The 16,293-nt window shown below is 75.8% G+C and carries 16 protein-coding genes; 12 read left to right on the top strand and 4 right to left on the bottom strand.

Annotated elements, in window-relative coordinates; all coding sequences use genetic code 11:
• Nucleotides 1–12 precede the first annotated feature (12 nt).
• Nucleotides 13–744, bottom strand: a complete 732-nt coding sequence (locus A2CP1_RS21670) for a YIP1 family protein (RefSeq protein ID WP_041450576.1) — start codon at nt 742–744, stop codon at nt 13–15.
• Nucleotides 745–954: 210 nt separating this feature from the next.
• Entirely contained in the window at nt 955–1,416 is a 462-nt protein-coding gene (locus A2CP1_RS21665; RefSeq protein ID WP_245529897.1) for a DoxX family protein, read from the bottom strand.
• A gap of 169 nt (nt 1,417–1,585) precedes the next feature.
• Between A2CP1_RS21665 and A2CP1_RS21660 the strand changes: the two genes are divergently transcribed.
• The 8 genes from A2CP1_RS21660 (at nt 1,586) to A2CP1_RS21625 (ending at nt 10,867) form a co-directional block, all read left to right on the top strand.
• A complete protein-coding gene (locus A2CP1_RS21660) occupies nt 1,586–2,710 on the top strand; it encodes a winged helix DNA-binding domain-containing protein (RefSeq protein ID WP_015935322.1) in 1,125 nt (374 codons plus the stop codon).
• A gap of 178 nt (nt 2,711–2,888) precedes the next feature.
• On the top strand, nt 2,889–4,196 hold the full coding sequence (locus A2CP1_RS21655) for an inositol-3-phosphate synthase (protein WP_012528235.1): 1,308 nt from the start codon (nt 2,889–2,891) through the stop codon (nt 4,194–4,196).
• A gap of 6 nt (nt 4,197–4,202) precedes the next feature.
• On the top strand, nt 4,203–4,982 hold the full coding sequence (locus A2CP1_RS21650; RefSeq protein ID WP_015935321.1) for a CDP-alcohol phosphatidyltransferase family protein: 780 nt from the start codon (nt 4,203–4,205) through the stop codon (nt 4,980–4,982).
• Between the two features lie 10 nt (nt 4,983–4,992).
• Nucleotides 4,993–6,132 (top strand): glycosyltransferase family 4 protein, encoded by a 1,140-nt coding sequence (locus A2CP1_RS21645; RefSeq protein WP_015935320.1) that lies wholly within the window; start codon nt 4,993–4,995, stop codon nt 6,130–6,132.
• 12 nt (nt 6,133–6,144) lie between these two features.
• Nucleotides 6,145–6,861 carry a 1-acyl-sn-glycerol-3-phosphate acyltransferase gene (locus A2CP1_RS21640; RefSeq protein ID WP_015935319.1) on the top strand — a complete coding sequence of 239 codons (717 nt, stop codon included), beginning with the start codon at nt 6,145–6,147 and terminating at the stop codon, nt 6,859–6,861.
• Nucleotides 6,858–7,604 (top strand): lysophospholipid acyltransferase family protein, encoded by a 747-nt coding sequence (locus A2CP1_RS21635; RefSeq protein ID WP_015935318.1) that lies wholly within the window; start codon nt 6,858–6,860, stop codon nt 7,602–7,604. Before A2CP1_RS21640 ends, A2CP1_RS21635 begins: the two co-directional genes overlap by 4 nt.
• Nucleotides 7,601–8,296, top strand: coding sequence for a metallophosphoesterase (locus tag A2CP1_RS21630; RefSeq protein ID WP_015935317.1), 696 nt, complete (start codon nt 7,601–7,603; stop codon nt 8,294–8,296). Before A2CP1_RS21635 ends, A2CP1_RS21630 begins: the two co-directional genes overlap by 4 nt.
• A gap of 48 nt (nt 8,297–8,344) precedes the next feature.
• Nucleotides 8,345–10,867, top strand: coding sequence for an efflux RND transporter permease subunit (locus A2CP1_RS21625; RefSeq protein WP_015935316.1), 2,523 nt, complete (start codon nt 8,345–8,347; stop codon nt 10,865–10,867).
• 192 nt (nt 10,868–11,059) lie between these two features.
• On the opposite strand, the gene A2CP1_RS21620 is transcribed toward A2CP1_RS21625, so the two are convergent.
• Both A2CP1_RS21620 and A2CP1_RS21615 read right to left on the bottom strand, forming a co-directional pair.
• Nucleotides 11,060–11,434 carry a response regulator gene (locus A2CP1_RS21620; RefSeq protein WP_015935315.1) on the bottom strand — a complete coding sequence of 125 codons (375 nt, stop codon included), beginning with the start codon at nt 11,432–11,434 and terminating at the stop codon, nt 11,060–11,062.
• Nucleotides 11,435–11,491: 57 nt separating this feature from the next.
• On the bottom strand, nt 11,492–12,142 hold the full coding sequence (locus A2CP1_RS21615) for a DedA family protein (RefSeq protein ID WP_245529895.1): 651 nt from the start codon (nt 12,140–12,142) through the stop codon (nt 11,492–11,494).
• A gap of 92 nt (nt 12,143–12,234) precedes the next feature.
• Between A2CP1_RS21615 and A2CP1_RS21610 the strand changes: the two genes are divergently transcribed.
• The 4 genes from A2CP1_RS21610 (at nt 12,235) to A2CP1_RS21595 (ending at nt 16,283) form a co-directional block, all read left to right on the top strand.
• On the top strand, nt 12,235–12,594 hold the full coding sequence (locus A2CP1_RS21610) for an encapsulin-associated ferritin-like protein (RefSeq protein ID WP_015935313.1): 360 nt from the start codon (nt 12,235–12,237) through the stop codon (nt 12,592–12,594).
• A complete protein-coding gene (locus A2CP1_RS21605) occupies nt 12,591–13,409 on the top strand; it encodes a family 1 encapsulin nanocompartment shell protein (RefSeq protein WP_015935312.1) in 819 nt (272 codons plus the stop codon). Before A2CP1_RS21610 ends, A2CP1_RS21605 begins: the two co-directional genes overlap by 4 nt.
• A gap of 66 nt (nt 13,410–13,475) precedes the next feature.
• Nucleotides 13,476–15,062, top strand: a complete 1,587-nt coding sequence (locus A2CP1_RS21600; RefSeq protein WP_015935311.1) for an alpha-amylase family glycosyl hydrolase — start codon at nt 13,476–13,478, stop codon at nt 15,060–15,062.
• A gap of 138 nt (nt 15,063–15,200) precedes the next feature.
• A complete protein-coding gene (locus A2CP1_RS21595) occupies nt 15,201–16,283 on the top strand; it encodes an ABC transporter ATP-binding protein (protein ID WP_015935310.1) in 1,083 nt (360 codons plus the stop codon).
• Nucleotides 16,284–16,293: the final 10 nt, after the last annotated feature.

Genomic DNA, 16,293 nt, shown 5'->3' with positions numbered 1-16,293 from the left:
CGGGTCCTTGTGCTAGCGGGGGCCGGGGCCGCCCGCCGACAGCGCGGCGGGGACCACCTGGAAGAGCGCCACGTAGGCGGCGAAGAGCACCAGCGTCACGACCGCGGCCCGCAGGCGCGAGGTCCCCGCGGCGCGGGCCATGCCGACCGCCACCAGCACGAGCGCCCACACGGTGAACAGGTCGGCGGCGCCGAGCGCGGCGGCGAGCGGCGGCGGCGCCGACGGGACGAGCGCGGCGAGGCTCGAGGGCACGAGCCGCGGCACGTCGGCCGGCGCGAGCGGCGCGTGCACCAGCGCGGCCGGGATGGCGAGCAGCCCGCGCAGCCACACCGGCAGCATCCCGTGCGCGGTCACCGCCAGCGTGGCCTTGAAGTCCGGGCGGGCGCCGGCGACGCGGAAGCCGACGAACAGGCAGCCCGCGGCGGCCACCGCGAGCAGCGCGGGCAGCGCGGCGGCGCCGGCCCAGCCGGCGATCAGGCCGAGCTTGCGCGCGGTGGCGGCGTTGTCCTCGCGCTGGCTGACGGTCAGCTCGGCGCCGTCCTCGCCGCGGTCGGCCGCCAGGGCCGCGGCCCCGAAGTCGGTGCTCGGGAGCACGGCGGCGGCGGTGGCGAGCGCGGCGGCGGTGGCGAGCGCGAGCGCGAGCCCGGCGCGGCGGCGCGTGGTCACGAGCGGGAACCCGTGCTGCGGCACCGCGAGCGCGCGGAGCAGGATGGAACCGTCGGTGGAAAGCTCGGATGCGGTCATGTGCGTGCCCGGCCCTACGGGGCAGCGGACCGCGTATTTCACGCTTCGCGCGCTCGCCCGTCGGGAAACAAGGAGGCCGAGCGCATAATCCCGTGACATTCGGCCCAGGTCCACCTCCGCTCACCCGCGTGGGTGGGCGGTGGCGCGCATCCCGCCGTCCCGGCGCTCGCCGGGGGGGGCGGGGACGCCGGGCCGGCGCAGGCCGGGCGGTCAGCCGAGGACGGCGAGCGCGCGCTCGACGCGGCCCGGGCGCCCGGCGGCGAGGAGGGCCGGCAGGCCGTGCCGACGCGCCAGCCGGCGCGCCGCGTGGTGCGCCGAGACCGTCCGCGGCCCCTCGGCGAGCAGCGCGAGCGCCATCGCGACGAGCGCGAGGTTGAACTCCATGCCGCCCTTCACGACGTTGAAGCCGTTCGGCGCGTGCACCTTCCGGATGGCGACCGCCTGCGTCACGATCACCGCCAGCGCCGCAGGGGCGGTGGCGATGCCGAGGATGGCGGCCGCGCCCGCGAACGTCTCGGCCAGGCCGGTCGCCATCGCGAGCGCGCGGCCGGGCCGGAGCCCGAGCCCCTCGAACATCCGCGCCGTCTGCGCCGGCCCGTCGCCGCGCAGCTTGGACAGCCCGTGGTAGAGCATGCTGCTGCCGAGCGCCAGGCGCGCGGGCAGGTCCGCCACCGCCCCCGCGCGCCGCCGCCAAAGACCGTCCGCCCTCCGCATCGCGTTCCCCTCCCGCGACGACGATCCGCACCGGTGCGACCGGCCGCAACCGGCCGCAACCGGCCGCGCGCGCCGCCGGGCGGCCGGGCGCCCGCGCGACGGAGGCCAGGGGTACACTGTCGGCGGAATGCCCCCGCCGCTCCTCACCCGCCGGGCGCTGAACCGCGCCACGCTCGCCCGCCAGCTGCTCCTCGCCCGCGAGCGGGCGGCGCCGGTGCGCGCCCTGGAGCGGCTCCTCTGCCTGCAGGCGCAGCTCGCCCGGCCGCCGTTCCTGGCGCTCTGGACGCGGCTCGACGGCTTCGTGCCCGTGGACCTGACGCGGGCCGCGCTGGCGCGCGAGATCGTGCGCGCCCCGTTCCTGCGCGGCACCCTGCACCTGCTCTCCGCCCGCGATTTCCTGCGCCTGCGCGCCGCGCTCGGCCCCTCGCTCGAGCCGGCGCTGCGCAGCGCCGCCGGCCGGAAGCTGGAGACCGTCGACCGGCCGGCGCTGGCGGAGGCGGCGCGCGGCTGGCTGGCGGAGGCGCCGCGCACCTTCGACGCGCTGCGGGCGCTCGTGGCGGAGCGCTTCCCGCGCGCCGACCTGCACGCGGCCTCGCTGGCGGTGCGCTACGGCGTCCCGCTGGTGCAGGTCCCCGAGGCGGCCGCGCCCTGGGGTTGGCCGGCCGCGGCGGCGTTCGCGGACGCGGAGGCGTGGCTGGGGCGCGCCTGCGAGCCCGCGGCGGCGCTGCAGGCGCTCCTGCGCCGCGCGCTCGCGGCCGTCGGACCGGCCAGCGCCGCCGACCTCGCCACCTTCACCGGCCTCGGCGCCGTGCGCGAGGCGCTCGAGGGGCTCGGGGCGGACCTGCGCACCTTTCGCGACGAGGACGGCCGCGAGCTGGTGGACCTCGCCGACGCGCCGCGCCCGCCCGAGGACGTGGCCGCGCCGGTGCGGTTCCTGGGGGAGTTCGACGCGCTGCTGCTCGCCCACGCCGACCGGCGCCGCTTCATCGACGACGCGCACCGCCCGCTGGTGGTGACGAACAACGGGCTGGTGCGCGCGTGCTTCCTGGTGGACGGGCGGGTGGCCGGGACCTGGCGCACCGAGCGCGGGCGGCGCGGGACGGCGCTCGTGGTGGAGCCGTTCGCCGCGCTCGAGGGCGCCGCGCGGCTGGCGCTGGCCGCCGAGGGCGAGGCGCTGCTGCGCTTCATGGAGCCCGGCGCGCGGGTCCACGACGTGCGCTTCGCCCGGCCCAACGCGGCCGGCCGCCGGTGAGCGCGGGCCGACGGCGTGCGCCTTACCCTTTCGCCCGGGCCCGCCATGAGGTAGAAACCCGGCCACCGGCAGCCCGTTCTGCCGTCAGGCGTTCCTGGGCGGCGTGCAGCCTTCCGGAGCGCGGGGGCAGGAAGAGGAGGCGCCGCGCCCTTCGCGGCCACCGCCCAGAGGTGTGCACATGAAAATCGTTTCCGGTCTGAAGCCCCTGCGCAAGGGGGAAAAGCTGGCGGTGCTCATGCCTGGCATGGGCGCCGTCGCCACCACCGCCATCGCCGGGGTCCACGCCGTCCGCAAGAAGCTGGCGCAGCCGGTGGGGTCGCTCACCCAGCTCGGCCACTTCCTGGACGACGGCCACAACCACGGCCGCCTCATCAAGGATGTGCTGCCGCTCGCGTCCTTCGACGACCTCGTGTTCGGCGGGTGGGACCCCATTCCGGACGACGTGTACGCGGCCGCGTGTCGCGCCCGGGTGCTGAACCGCGACCACCTCGAGCCGCTCAAGGCGGAGCTCGAGGCCATCAAGCCCATGCCGGCGGTGTTCGACACCGAGTGGGTGCGCCGCCTCGACGGCCCGAACGTCAAGAAGGGCTCGCTGCGCGAGAAGGCCGAGGCGCTGCAGGCCGACATCCGCGGCTTCATGGAGAAGCACCGCTGCGCCCGCGGCGTCATGGTGTGGACCGGCTCGACCGAGGTCTACGCCGAGATCGGCCCGGCCCACGCCTCGCTGGAGGCGTTCGAGGCCGCGCTCGACCGGAACGACCCGACCATCGCGCCGTCGATGGTGTACGCCTACGCCGCGATGAAGACCGGGCTGCCGTTCATGAACGGCGCGCCGAACCTCTCGCAGGACACCCCGGCGCTCCGCGAGCTGGCCGAGCGCGAGGGCATCGTCACCGGCGGCAAGGACTTCAAGACCGGCCAGACGCTGATGAAGACCACCATCGCCCCCATGCTGCACGCGCGGCTGCTCGGGCTCGACGGCTGGTTCTCCACGAACATCCTCGGAAACCGCGACGGCGAGGTCCTCGACGACGCCGCCAGCTTCAAGACCAAGGAGGTCTCGAAGCTCTCGGTGCTCGACTCGATCCTGTCGCCGAAGCAGCACCCCGAGCTCTACGGGGACATCGACCACAAGGTCACGATCCACTACTACCCGCCGCGCGGCGACAACAAGGAAGGCTGGGACGCGATCGATCTCTACGGGTGGCTCGGCTACCCGATGCAGATCAAGGTCAACTTCCAGTGCCGCGACTCGATCCTGGCGGCGCCGCTCGCCGTCGACCTCGCGATCCTCGCCGACCTGGCGCAGCGGGCCGGGGAGAAGGGGCCGCAGGAGTGGCTCTCCTTCTTCTTCAAGAGCCCGGTGACCGCGGCCGGCAACGGCGCGGTGCACGACCTCTTCCAGCAGCAGACGAACCTGTTCGCGAAGCTGCGCGAGTACGCCGACGCGGCGGCGCAGGCCGCCAAGCAGGCCGCGGTCGGCTAGCCGGCGATGCCGACCGGCGCGCGACTCGCGATCCTCGCCCACCTGGCCCTCGGCGCGGCCACCGCCCTGGCGTACGCGGTGGTGCGCCCGCCCGAGCCGGCCCGCTTCACCGGCCGGCGCGGGATCATCGGGATCCTGGGCCGGTGGGCGTACTTCGTGAGCGGGCCGCTGCTGCGCGCCGCGAACGCGGCCGGGCTCACCGCGAACGGCGTCACCGCCATCGGCACCGCGCTCACCGCGGCGGCCGGCGTGGCGGTCGGGATGGGGGGCTTCGGCTGGGCGTTCCTGCTGCTGGTCTACGGCTCCTGGTGCGACCTGCTCGACGGCGAGCTGGCCCGCCGCACCGGCACGCAGACCAAGGCGGGCGCGTTCCTCGACTCGAACCTCGACCGCGTCTCCGAGATGGCCATGTTCGGCGGCCTCGCGGCGGCATTCCCGGACCGCTCCGGGATGCTGTGGGCGGTGGGCGCGCTCTCCGCCTCGATGATGGTGTCGTACACCCGGGCCCGCGGCGAGGGCCTGGGCGTCTCCTGCCCGACCTTCGGCCTGGAGCGGCCGCACCGGGTGGTGATGCTCATGGCGGCGCTGCTCGCAGCGTCGTTCGCGCCCGCCGCGGCCGTGTCGCCGCTACTCGAGACCACCTGCGCGCTGGTGGCGCTCGGCGCCGGCGGCACCGCGCTCGGGCGGCTGTGGGTGATCCACCAGATGCTCCGCCACGGCGAGGGAGCGGCCGCGGGCGGGGCCCGGCACGGCGCCCCGGGGGCGCCGCCGGCCGGCACGCCCTAGGGATCCGGCCGTGCGCGTCTGCATCGTCACGCCGTACGACCTGTCCCACGACGGCGGCGTGAACCGCCACGCGCTCGGGCTGGCCCGCGCGCTGGGTGGCCTCGGCGTGGAGGCGCGGGTGCTCGGCCCGGCGAGCGGCGCGGTGCCGGACGGCTGCGACGGGCTCCGGGGCGTCCTGCCCGTGCCGGCGAACGGCTCGGTCGCGCGCATCGGCCTGCTCGTCTCGGAGCGCGCCACCCGCGCTTACCTCGACGCGCACGACTTCGACGTCGTCCACGTGCACGAGCCCATCGTGCCCGGGCCGGGGCGCCACGCGCTCCGCCACGCGCGCGGGCCGGTGGTCGCGACGTTCCACGCGAACGCCGAGCGCGAGCCCTGGCTGCAGTCGGTGCTGCGCCGCTTCGCCTCCGCGGGCCTCTCCCGGGTGGACTTCGGCATCGCGGTCTCGCGCCAGGCGAAGCGCTTCGCGCGCCCCATCTTCCGCGGCCGCATCGCGGTCATCCCGAACGGCGTGGACCGGTCGCGGTTCGGCGCGGACACCGACGCCGCGCCGCGCCCGCCGCACGCGCCGCCGCGGGTCCTGTTCGTCGGGCGCTTCGGCGAGCCGCGCAAGGGCCTGGCGGTGCTGCTCGACGCGGCGGAGCGGCTGCGCGCCCGCGGCGAGGCGGTGGACATCGAGGTGGTGGGCGACGGGCCGGCGGACCGCTTCGCCGGGCGCGCCGCCCGCGCCGGGGTGCGCTTCCTGGGCCGGGTGAGCGACGACGCGCTCGCCCGCGCCTACCGCGACGGCGACGTGTTCTGCGCGCCGTCGCTGGGCGGCGAGAGCTTCGGGATGGTGCTCGCCGAGGCCATGGCGGCGGGCTGCCCGGTGGTGGCGAGCGACATCCCCGGGTACGCCGAGGCGGCCCGCGGCGCGGCGCTGCTGGTGCGGGCCGGCGATCCGGACGCGCTCGCCACGGCGCTGTCGCGGGCCGCTCACGACCCCGGGCTGCGGGCGCGCCTCTGGGCCCGCGGGCGGGCGCGCGCCGACGCGCTGTGCTGGTCGCGGGTGGCGGCCCGCGTGCTGCACATCTACCAGGTGGCCGGCGCCGGGAGCCCCGCGCTCGCCGTCCCGCCGCTCGCGCCGGTGGCGCGCGCGGCGCGGGGCTAGCGGGAGCGCGCGATGGCCTTCCCCCGCACCTGGCGCCAGAAGGCGATCCTCGTCCCGTTCGCGCGCGGCCTGAAGCTCTGGTACCGCCCGCGCGTGCACGGGCTCGAGGCGGTCCCGCGCGATCGGCCGGTCATCTACGTCGCGAAGCACCCGCGCACCTGGCTCTACTTCGAGATCTTCCTGCTCGGGCTGCTCACGTTCTGGGACGCCGACCGGATCCCGTTCCGCCCCATGGAGAAGCGCGGCACCTCGCTGCATCGCATCCCCGGCCTCGCCTGGGTCCGGCGCCACGTCGGCAGCATCGAGGCCACCGAAGCGGCGGCGCTCGCGGCGCTCCGCGGCGGCGAGTCGCTGCTCGTGTTCCCGGGCGGCGCGCGCGAGCTGTACGGCGACGAGGACGCGCTCGACTGGGCCGGGCGCCGCGGCTACGCGCGCATCGCCGCCGCCGCCGGCGTGCCGGTGGTGCCGGTGGCGATCGCCGGGGCCGACCAGCAGCACCCGCTCCGCCTCCCGCTCGGCAAGGGCGGCTCGCTCTGGTTGCCTCCCGTGCCGCTGCCGGTGGCGCTCGACTTCTGGTTCGGCGCGCCCATGCCGCCGCCGTCGCCCGGCGACGCCGCCGGGGTGGCGGCCTACGCCGACCGCGTCGCCGCCGCCACGCAGGCGCTGCTCGACCAGGCCGTCCGCGCCCGCCGCAGCTGGATCCCCGCCCGGACCCGGAGCCGCCCGTGAGCCGCCACGCCCCGCACGCCCCGCCGCCGCCGCTCGATCCGCGCCACCCGGCCTACCGCTGGATCCTCGGGGGTGCGCGCCGGCTCGCGCGCTACCACCGCATGACGGTGGAGGGCACGGTGCCGCAGGGTCCGTGCGTCTACGTGGCGCTGCACGGCGCCGGGTACCTCGTGCTCGACCTGGTGCTGGCCTGCTACTTCCTCGGCTGGAAGGAGTTCCACGAGAGCGGGCGGCGGGAGGACTGGCGCCCGCTCCGCATCGTGGGGGCAGAGTCGCAGATCGAGCGCTTCCTGCCCGGCCTGCCGCGGGTGAAGGAGCACGCCGGCATCATCGGGACCGACGAGGAGGACTGCGTGGCGGTGCTGGAGCGCGGCGAGTCGCTGCTCGTCACGCCGGGCGGCATGCGCGAGGCGCAGCCCTCGCGCGACTTCTACCGGCTGCGCTGGGACGGGCGGCTCGGCTTCGCGCGCATGGCGGTGCGCACCGGCGTGCCCATCGTCCCGGTGGCGGTGGTGGGCGGCGCGGAGGCGTACCCGGGCGTGCGGTGGGGCAAGCTCTCGTTCTGGTCGCCGCTGCCGCTCCCCGCGCGGATGGAGATGGCGATCGGCGAGCCCATCCCGGTGGAGCGGCGGCCGGAGTCGGCGCGGGATCCGGCGGTGGTGAAGCCGCTCCAGGAGCTGGCGCGCGCGCGCACGCAGGCGCTCTACGACCGGCTGATCGCGCAGCGGGGCACGGGGCGGTGACCACCTGGCGCATCGCCAGCGACTGGCACCTCGCGCCCGGCAGCCCGGCGGTGCACGGCCGGCTGGCGCGCGCCTTCCTGGCCCGCGCGCGCGCCGACGGCGCCACGGTGGTGCTGAACGGCGACGCGTTCGACGACCTGTTCACCGGAGGTGGACGGGCCGAGGCGGCGCACCCGCTGGTGGTCGCCGAGCTGGAGGCGCTCGGCCGCGAGGGCCGGCTGCGGCGAACGCGCGGCAACCACGATCCGGGCGCGGGCGAGGAGCGGGTGGTGCTGGAGGTGCCCGGGACCGGCCGCGTGCTGGTCGCGCACGGGCACGCCGCCGACCCGGTGAACGCCTCGGCGCTGGGGCGGCTCGGGGACGGAATCTCCCGCCGCTTCGGCCGGTTCGGGGTGGTGCGGGGCGCGGCCTGGTTCGCCGAGGCGGCCGCCCGCGCGCTGGCCGAGGACTGGATGGTGGCGACGTTCCGGCGCCGGTGCCTGGCCGAGGTGGAGCGGGAGGGCTTCGCGCTGGGCGTGTTCGGGCACGTGCACCGGGCCCACCTCGCGCCGGGGGATCGCTACGCCAACGCGGGCTCGCTCCACGGCGAGGCCCTCGAGTACCTGGAGCTCGGGCCCCGCGGCCCACGGCTCGCCGTGCTCCGCGCCGGCGACCTGCCGGACCCGGGAACGGCCCCGGCGGCGAAGGGGTAGATTGCGGATCCGCGCCCCGGGCGCGGGATGAGGTAGAAGACGGCATCCATGCGCATCATCGAAGCCTTCGTCCGCTTCTCCGAGCGGCGCCGCGTCGTCATCCTGGCCGTCGCCGCCCTGGTGGCGCTCGTCGGCGGGTACGGCACCTTCCGGCTGTACGCCGACCTGCGCCCGGACATGTCCGAGCTGCTCCCCGCCAACAGCCGGAGCGCCCGCGACCTCGAGGCGCTCACGAAGCGCATCGGCGGGTTCGCCGAGCTGTCGGTGGTGCTGGCGGGGAAGGACCCGCTCGCCCTGCAGCTCTTCGCGGACGACCTCGACGACGCGCTGAAGGACGCGCCGCCCGGCCTGCTGCGCTGGGTCGAGTACCGCGTGGACGAGGCGCGCGACTTCTTCAAGCCGCGCCTGCTGCTGTTCCTCTCGCGCGAGGAGCTGGCGTCGCTGCGCGACACGCTCGGCGCGCGGGTGGCGTGGGAGCGGGCCCGGCAGGCCGGGAAGGCCGAGGGGCCGGCCCCGGACGTGGAGGGGCTGGTCGACCGGATCGCCGGCGAGCGGAAGGGGCTGCTCGGCAAGTTCCCGAGCGGCTACGTCATGGGCGAGGTGCCCGGTCACGCGCCCGGCGAGACCATGACCGCGCTCGCCATGGTGATCCGGCTCGACGCGCCTCCGGACGACTACCGCGACGTGGTGGCGCTGCAGCGGGTGGTGAAGGACACCGTCCGCCGGCTCGAGCCCGAGAAGGCCGGCATCGAGGTGGGCTACGGCGGGTACGTGGCCAACAACATCCTCGAGCACGACGCCCTGGCCGAGGACCTGGTGTGGGCCACCATCCTGGTGCTGCTCGCGGTGGCGGCCTCGGTGGTCGTCTACAACCGCACCTGGAAGGCCGTCTTCGCGGTGGGCGCGCCCCTCCTCGTCGGCACGTTCGCGACGTTCGGGCTGGCCGAGATCTTCGTCGGCCACCTCAACTCCAACACCGCCTTCCTCGGCTCCATCGTGGTGGGCAACGGCATCAACGTCGGGCTGATCCTGTTCGCGCGCTACCTCGAGGACCGTCGGCGCGGGCAGGAGCCCCGGCCCGCCATGGTCACGGCGCTCGCCAACACCTGGCTCGCCACGCTCACCGCCGCGCTCGCCGCCGGGGTGTCCTACGCCTCGCTGCTCTCCACCGACTTCCGCGGCTTCAACCAGTTCGGCCTGATCGGCGGGCTGGGCATGGCGTTCTCCTGGCTCTCCGCGTACGCGGTCACCCCGGCGCTGGTGCTCGCGTGGGAGCGCCGCGCGCCCATCCCGCGGCAGGGGCAGCGTCCGGCCCGCCCGATCTTCACCTACGCGATCTCGGCCATCGTGGAGCGCGCGCCGCGCCGCATGGTGACGGTGGCGGTGCTGCTCTCGATCGCGTCGGCCGTGATGGTGGTCCGCTGGTCGCGGGATCCCATCGAGCACGACTTCCGCCGCCTGCGCGACCAGTCGGCGCTCGCCGACGGCGGGCCGGGCTGGTGGGACCAGCGGGTGGACGCGCTGCACGGCGACCACCTCTCGCCCACCGCCATCCTGGCCCGCGACGAGGGCGAGGCGCGCGCCATCGCGAACGCGCTCGACGCGCACATGCGCGCGACGCCGGACACCACCTTCGGCCACGTGCTCTCCATCGCCGCGTTCGTGCCGGAGGGCCAGGAGGCGAAGCTCCCGCTCATCCGGGAGCTGCGCGCGCTCGCCACCCCCGAGAACCTCTCCTTCCTCTCGCCCGAGAAGCGGCTCGCCATCGAGCAGGTGCTGCCGCCCGAGGAGCTGCGCCCGTTCGGCGCGAAGGACCTGCCGGACATGATCCGGCGCCAGCTCACCGAGGTGGACGGGCGCGTGGGCACGCCGGTGCTGCTGTACCCCTCGGGCCGGATGGACGTGTGGAACGGGCTCGACGTGCGGCGCTTCGCGCGCGAGCTGCGCTCGGTGCCGATGCCCCGCGCCGACCTGCCCATGGCCAGCTCCACCCTGGTGTTCGCGGACGTGCTCGACGCCATCGAGCGCGACGGGCCGCGCGCCACCGTGCTGTCGCTCCTCGGGGTGGTGGCGCTGGTGCTGATCGCGTTCGGGCTGGGCCGCCGCTCGGTGCGCTCGCTCGGCGACGCGCTGGGCGTGCTCGCCGCGCTGGGCGTGGGCGTGCTCTGGTTCATGGGGCTCGCCGGCGCGCTCCAGCTCCGGCTCAACATGCTGAACTTCATCGCGCTGCCCATCACGTTCGGCATCGGCGTGGACTACGCGACGAACATCTTCCAGCGCCGGCGGGTGGACCACGCGGGCTCGGTGGCGGACATCGTCCGGACCACCGGCGGCGCGGTGGCGCTCTGCTCGCTCACGACCATCATCGGCTACTCGTCGCTGCTCATCGCGCGGAACCAGGCGCTCATCTCGTTCGGGCTGCTGGCGGTGCTGGGCGAGGTGGCGTGCCTGGCCGCGGCGCTGCTGGCGCTGCCGGCCGCGATGCGCTGGCGGGAGCGGTCGCGCGCCCGGGCGGCGGCGGCGCAGGCGGCTGCGGCGCGCGGCGGCACCGACGCGCAGCCGCAACCTTGAGAGCACGTGAACCCATCCCCTCCCGTCGCCGCGGCGGCCGATCCGCGTCGCATCGCGTCGTGGCTCCTCCCTCACATGCCTCGGGGCATGCTCGGTCGTCGCGCCTCGCGCTGCTCGCGTCTCGACCGCCTGGCTCGGTCCGGGGATGGATTCACGCGCTCTGAGCGGCCGGGCGGCCGCCCCGGCCGCGGGTCAGCCCGCGCCCACCTGTTCGAGCGCCCACTCGAGCTGCTCCCGGGAGAACGGCTTCTCGAGGAACGCCTCCGCCGCGGGGCGGTCGCGCGAGGCGCGCTCGCCGCTCATGGCGATGATGGGGACCACCGCCAGGCGGGGCGTCCGGCGGATGCGCGCCACCAGGTCGTGGCCGGTCATTCGCGGGGTGTAGAGGTCCACCAGCACCGCGACCGGCCGCGGCCCGCGCGCGAGCAGCTCCCAGGCCTCGGCGCCGTCCACCGCGGGCGCCACCTGGTAGCCAACCCGCACGAGCAGCGCGCGGATGGCCTCCCGCATCCCGGGATCGTCCTCCACCAGGATCACCCTGCGAACGACGTTGCCGGCGGCTCCCACGTACCGAACCTAGACAGCCCGGGGCTGCGGCGCGACGGGGGCCCCACCGGACCGCGCTCAGCCGGCGGTCCCGGAGGGCGGGCTCTCGACGGACGCCTCGGCGGCCGCCGCGGCCCGCCGGCGCGCACGCCAGGAGAGCACCGCGCCCGCCGCGAGGACCCCGGCCGCCGCCGCCCAGGGCCAGACCGCCTCGAGGCGGATCTCGCCCGCGAGCCGCTCGTAGCCGGCGCCCAGCGCCCACCCGAGCCAGAAGTAGATCGTCGCCCAGAGCGCGCCCGCCACCAGCGTGCCGGCGACGAAGGTGCCCTGGCGCAGGCGGAGCGCGCCCGCGACCACCGTCATCACGATCCGCAGCCCGGGGATGAGCCGGCCGATCACCACCGCCGCCGCGCCGCGCCGGGTGAGCCAGCCCTCGAGACGCGCCTCCCGCGCCTCGGTGTAGCCGAAGCGCCGCGCCACCCGGAGCAGCAGCGGCCGCCCGGCGTGCCGCGAGACGAGGTACAGGACCGTGGCGCCCAGCACCGTGGCCGAGGTCACCACCGCCGCGGTGGGCAGGAAGGCGGCGCGGTGCGAGTGGGCGAGGAAGCCCATGGCCGCGATGAACAGGTCGCCGGGGAGCGGCAGCGGGACGCCCGCCTCCTCGGCCAGGATCACCGCGAACAGGCCGCCGTAGTGCCAGCGCTCGAGGAAGGAAGCGGGACTCTCCACCCACGCTTCCATGCCACGAACCGCGCCGCCGCGGAAGCGACGGTTCGCGCGGGGGCTTGGCGCGCCCGGCGCGCCTGCGCACCCCTTCCGACATGGCCGGTGCATCGCAGGGCTTCCACGAGCGCGAGGACGCGCTCTCGGCGCGGACCAAGGACCTCCACCGGGCGCTCGTCTCCCTGCAGGAGGAGCTGGAGGCGATCGACTGGTACCAGCAGCGCGTCGACGCGGCCTCGGATCCGGACCTCAAGCGCGTTCTGCAGCACAACCGCGACGAGGAGGTGGAGCACGCCATGATGATCCTGGAGTGGATCCGCCGCCACGACGTGGTGTTCGCGCGGATGCTGCGGATGCACACCGGGCACGCCGGGCCGATCGTGCGCGAGGAGGAGGCCGAGGAGGCGTCCGGCGCGGCGGACGTCGAGGGGCGCGAGGGCGGGGAGGGCGGGCGATGAGCTGGCGGGACCGCGACGGCGCGCCCTTCGGGCAGCAGGTGTGGGACCGGATCGACGGGGCGGTCGAGGCGGCGGCCGCCGAGGCGCGCGCGGGGCGGCGGCTCCTCAAGGTCATCGGGCCGCTCGGCTTCGACGCGCGCGCAGGGGTGGCGGAGGACGCGCCGGCCGGGGGAGAGGACGAGCCGGAGGCGAGCGAAGAGACGCACGTGCACGTGCCGAGCGTCCGCCCGCTCCCCGTGCTCCACCGGACGTTCCGGCTGGGCGCGCGCGCGGTGGAGGCGCTCCAGCGGCGGGGCGAGCCGCTCGCGCTCACCGAGGCGGCGGAGGCCGCGCGCCGGATCGCGCGCGCCGAGGACCGCCTGCTGTTCGAGGGTCACGCGGGCGCGGGGGTGCGCGGGCTGCTCGACCACCCCGGTCTCGTCGAGGTGCCGGCGGGCGACTGGGCCGATCCCGCCCGCGCCGCCGACGCGCTGCTCGCGGCGCTCGCCGCGCTCGACGCGGCGGGGCGCCACGGGCCCTACGCCGCGGCGGTGTCGCCGGCGCGCTTCTACCAGCTGTTCCGGCCGTTCCCGGGCTCCTCGCTGACGCCCTACCAGCAGCTCCTCCCCGCGTTCGAGGGCGGGATCGTGAAGGCGCCCGGGCTCCACGACGGCGCGGTGGTGGTGGTCCGCAGCGCCTCGGGGCCGCAGGCCGTGGTCGGCCAGGAGCTCACCGCCGCCTACGACGGGCGCGAGGGCATCTTCCACCTCATCTCGCTCGCCGAGTCGGTGACGCTGCTCCCCGGCGCCGCGGGCTCGGTGGCGCTGGTGAGATAGCGCGGGGGCGCGCCGCGCGACCGGACCCCGACGGGAAAGCTGACGGGCTGGATCGGCAGGCGGAAGATGCCGCCCATGCCGTTCGCCCCACGTCGCCGCCGTGCCACCCTCGCCGCGCTCGTGCCGTGCCTCGCGGCCCTCGCGCTCGCGGCCTGCGCGCCGCGCGCGCCGGCCGGCCCGCCCGCCGGCGCCGCGGCGGCGACCGCGCTCGCCGGGGCGCCGCCCCGGCCGCTGCCGCCGCGCCCGTGGCAGGACGAGGTCCTCTACTTCGTGCTGGTGGACCGCTTCGCCGACGGCGACCGCGGCAACGACCGCGACGTGGACCTCGCCGGCAAGGGCACGTTCCACGGCGGCGACCTGCGGGGCCTCACCGCGCAGCTCGACGAGATCGCCGCGCTGGGCGTGACCGCGATCTGGGTGAACCCGCTGGTGCGCAACATCCCCGGCTACGTGAGCGGCGCCGGCTTCCCGGACTGGGCCTACCACGGCTACTGGATGGACGACCTGTCGCGCCTCGATCCGCGCTTCGGGGACGAGGCCGAGCTCGCCGCCTTCGTGAACGCCTGCCACGCGCGCGGCCTCCGCGTGCTGCTCGACGTCGTCTACAACCACGCTGGCTACGACAGCGCGTACCTGCGCGATCCCCGCACGCGCCCGTGGCTCCGCAACAACGTGGTGGGCGACTGCGGCGACGACGACCTGACGAGCTGCCTGGCCGGCCTGCCCGACTGGAAGACCGAGCTGCCCGAGGTCCGCGAGTTCCTGCTCGCGGCGCAGCTCGGGTGGGCGAAGCGCTCGGGCGTGGACGGCTTCCGCCTCGACACGGTGAAGCACGTCGAGCCGGCCTTCTGGGAGCTCCACCGGCGGCGCGTGCGCGCCGAGCTCGTCCCCGGCTTCTTCCTGCTCGGCGAGCTGTGGGGCGGCGACCGCGAGTCGCTCGACCCGTACTTCGCCGCCGACACGCTCGACGCCGGGCTCGACTTCGGCTTCCAGGGCTCGACGGTCGGGTGGCTGCTCGGCCGCGGCCGCACCATCGCCTACGAGCGCTACCTCGCGTCGCGCCACAAGGTCCGGGCCGGGCACCTGCTCGCGCAGTACCTCTCCTCGCACGACCAGCCGGGCGCGCTGCACCTGCTCGGCGGCGACCGCGCGCTGTTTCGCCTTGCCGCGCTGCTGCAGCTCACCACCGTGGGGATCCCGACCGTCTACTACGGGGAGGAGGTGGCGCGGCCCATCGGCGAGTGGCCGGACAATCGGTCGGACATGCCATGGGGGCAAAGGGACGTGCTCCCCGGCGCCGGAAAGCCGCGCGACGAGGCAATGCGCGCGTTTTACCAGCGGGTGATCGCCCTGCGTCGCGCGCACCCCGCCCTGTCCCGCGGAACCCACGCGCCGCTCTCGACCGACGGTGACGGCCTGGTGTTCCTGCGCAGGGACGGAGACGACGCGGTCGTGGTGGCGGTGAACCGGGGAAACTCGCCTCTCTCCCTGAGGATCCCGGTCCCCGCCGGCTGGGAAGGGCGGGACCTGGAGGACGCCCTGGAGGGCGGTGCGATATCGGTCGGCGACGGCAGGATGACCCTGGAGCTCCCGGGTCGCGCGGCCCGGGTCGTGGTGCCGAAGCCCGCACCCGGCGCGGCGATTCGTCGCTAACTCCGCGTAAATGGGGGTTTGCGTACATTGGTCGCATTGTCCGCAGGCCCCATCTGGCTGACCCTCACGCGGAGCGCGGCGGTCTAGACATGGGCGCCCATCGGACGGGCCTGGGCCGAGGCGGCCGAGAGGTGGGGCATGGCGGGGGTCGTCCTCAGGGATCTCGCGAAGCGGTTCGGCGAGACGCGGGTCATCGAGGGGCTCGATCTCGAGATCCACGACGGCGAGTTCATGGTGCTCGTCGGCCCGTCCGGTTGCGGCAAGTCCACCGCGCTGCGGATGATCGCGGGGCTGGAGGAGGTCTCCGGGGGCGAGATCCTCATCGGCGGCCGGGTGGTGAACGACGTCCCGCCCAAGGACCGCGACATCGCGATGGTCTTCCAGAGCTACGCGCTCTACCCGCACATGACCGTGCGGGAGAACCTCGAGTTCGGCCTGCGCATCCGCAAGACGCCGCAGGCCGAGGTGGACCGGCTGGTCACCGAGGCGGCGCAGGTGCTCGGCATCGACGCGCTGCTCCACCGCAAGCCCAAGGAGCTCTCCGGGGGGCAGCGGCAACGCGTCGCGCTGGGCCGCGCCATCGTGCGCAAGCCCTCGGTCTTCCTGTTCGACGAGCCGCTCTCGAACCTCGACGCGAAGCTGCGCGTGCAGATGCGCGCGGAGATCAAGAAGCTCCAGGCGCGCCTCGGCGTCACCACGATCTACGTCACGCACGACCAGATCGAGGCGATGACCATGGGCAACCGCATCGCGGTGCTCAACGCCGGCAAGCTCCAGCAGGTCGGCGCGCCGCTCGAGCTGTACGAGCGCCCCGCGAACCTGTTCGTGGCCGCCTTCATCGGCAGCCCGCCCATGAACTTCTTCAAGGCGCGGCTGGAGCGCGGCGGCATCGCGGCGGCGGGCTTCTCCTTGCCGGTGCCGGCGGCCCTGCGCGCCGCGGCCGCGGCGCGCGACGGCGCCGCGGTGACGGTGGGCATCCGCCCCGAGAACGTCGTCGAGCTGGGCCGGACGCCGCGCGGGGAGTCGGCGCGGATCCCGGTCACGGTGGACATCGCCGAGCCGCTCGGGGACGAGGTGATCGTGCACGCCCGCGCGGGCGAGGACCCGGTGGTCTTCCGCCAGGCGCCGCACGCCATCCCCGCCATCGGGGACCAGCTCGAGGTCCAGGTCGAGCTGGACCACCTGCACCTGTTCGACGCCGAGACCCAGCGCCGCCTGTGAGGGCGGCGCG

The sequence above is a fragment of the Anaeromyxobacter dehalogenans 2CP-1 genome, assembly GCF_000022145.1.
Classification (GTDB): Bacteria; Myxococcota; Myxococcia; order Myxococcales; family Anaeromyxobacteraceae; genus Anaeromyxobacter; species Anaeromyxobacter dehalogenans.
This window is presented reverse-complemented; position numbering and strand designations above follow the sequence as displayed.

Bases quoted from the DNA above. Each gene is read 5' to 3' on its own strand.
- A2CP1_RS21610 (WP_015935313.1), top strand. From the start codon at position 12,235: ATGGCCGGTGCATCGCAGGGCTTCCACGAGCGCGAGGACGCGCTCTCG.
- A2CP1_RS21625 (WP_015935316.1), top strand. From the start codon at position 8,345: ATGCGCATCATCGAAGCCTTCGTCCGCTTCTCCGAGCGGCGCCGCGTC.
- A2CP1_RS21640 (WP_015935319.1), top strand. From the start codon at position 6,145: ATGGCCTTCCCCCGCACCTGGCGCCAGAAGGCGATCCTCGTCCCGTTC.
- A2CP1_RS21595 (WP_015935310.1), top strand. From the start codon at position 15,201: ATGGCGGGGGTCGTCCTCAGGGATCTCGCGAAGCGGTTCGGCGAGACG.
- A2CP1_RS21670 (WP_041450576.1), bottom strand. From the start codon at position 744: ATGACCGCATCCGAGCTTTCCACCGACGGTTCCATCCTGCTCCGCGCG.
- A2CP1_RS21660 (WP_015935322.1), top strand. From the start codon at position 1,586: ATGCCCCCGCCGCTCCTCACCCGCCGGGCGCTGAACCGCGCCACGCTC.
- A2CP1_RS21655 (WP_012528235.1), top strand. From the start codon at position 2,889: ATGAAAATCGTTTCCGGTCTGAAGCCCCTGCGCAAGGGGGAAAAGCTG.
- A2CP1_RS21600 (WP_015935311.1), top strand. From the start codon at position 13,476: ATGCCGCCCATGCCGTTCGCCCCACGTCGCCGCCGTGCCACCCTCGCC.
- A2CP1_RS21650 (WP_015935321.1), top strand. From the start codon at position 4,203: ATGCCGACCGGCGCGCGACTCGCGATCCTCGCCCACCTGGCCCTCGGC.
- A2CP1_RS21605 (WP_015935312.1), top strand. From the start codon at position 12,591: ATGAGCTGGCGGGACCGCGACGGCGCGCCCTTCGGGCAGCAGGTGTGG.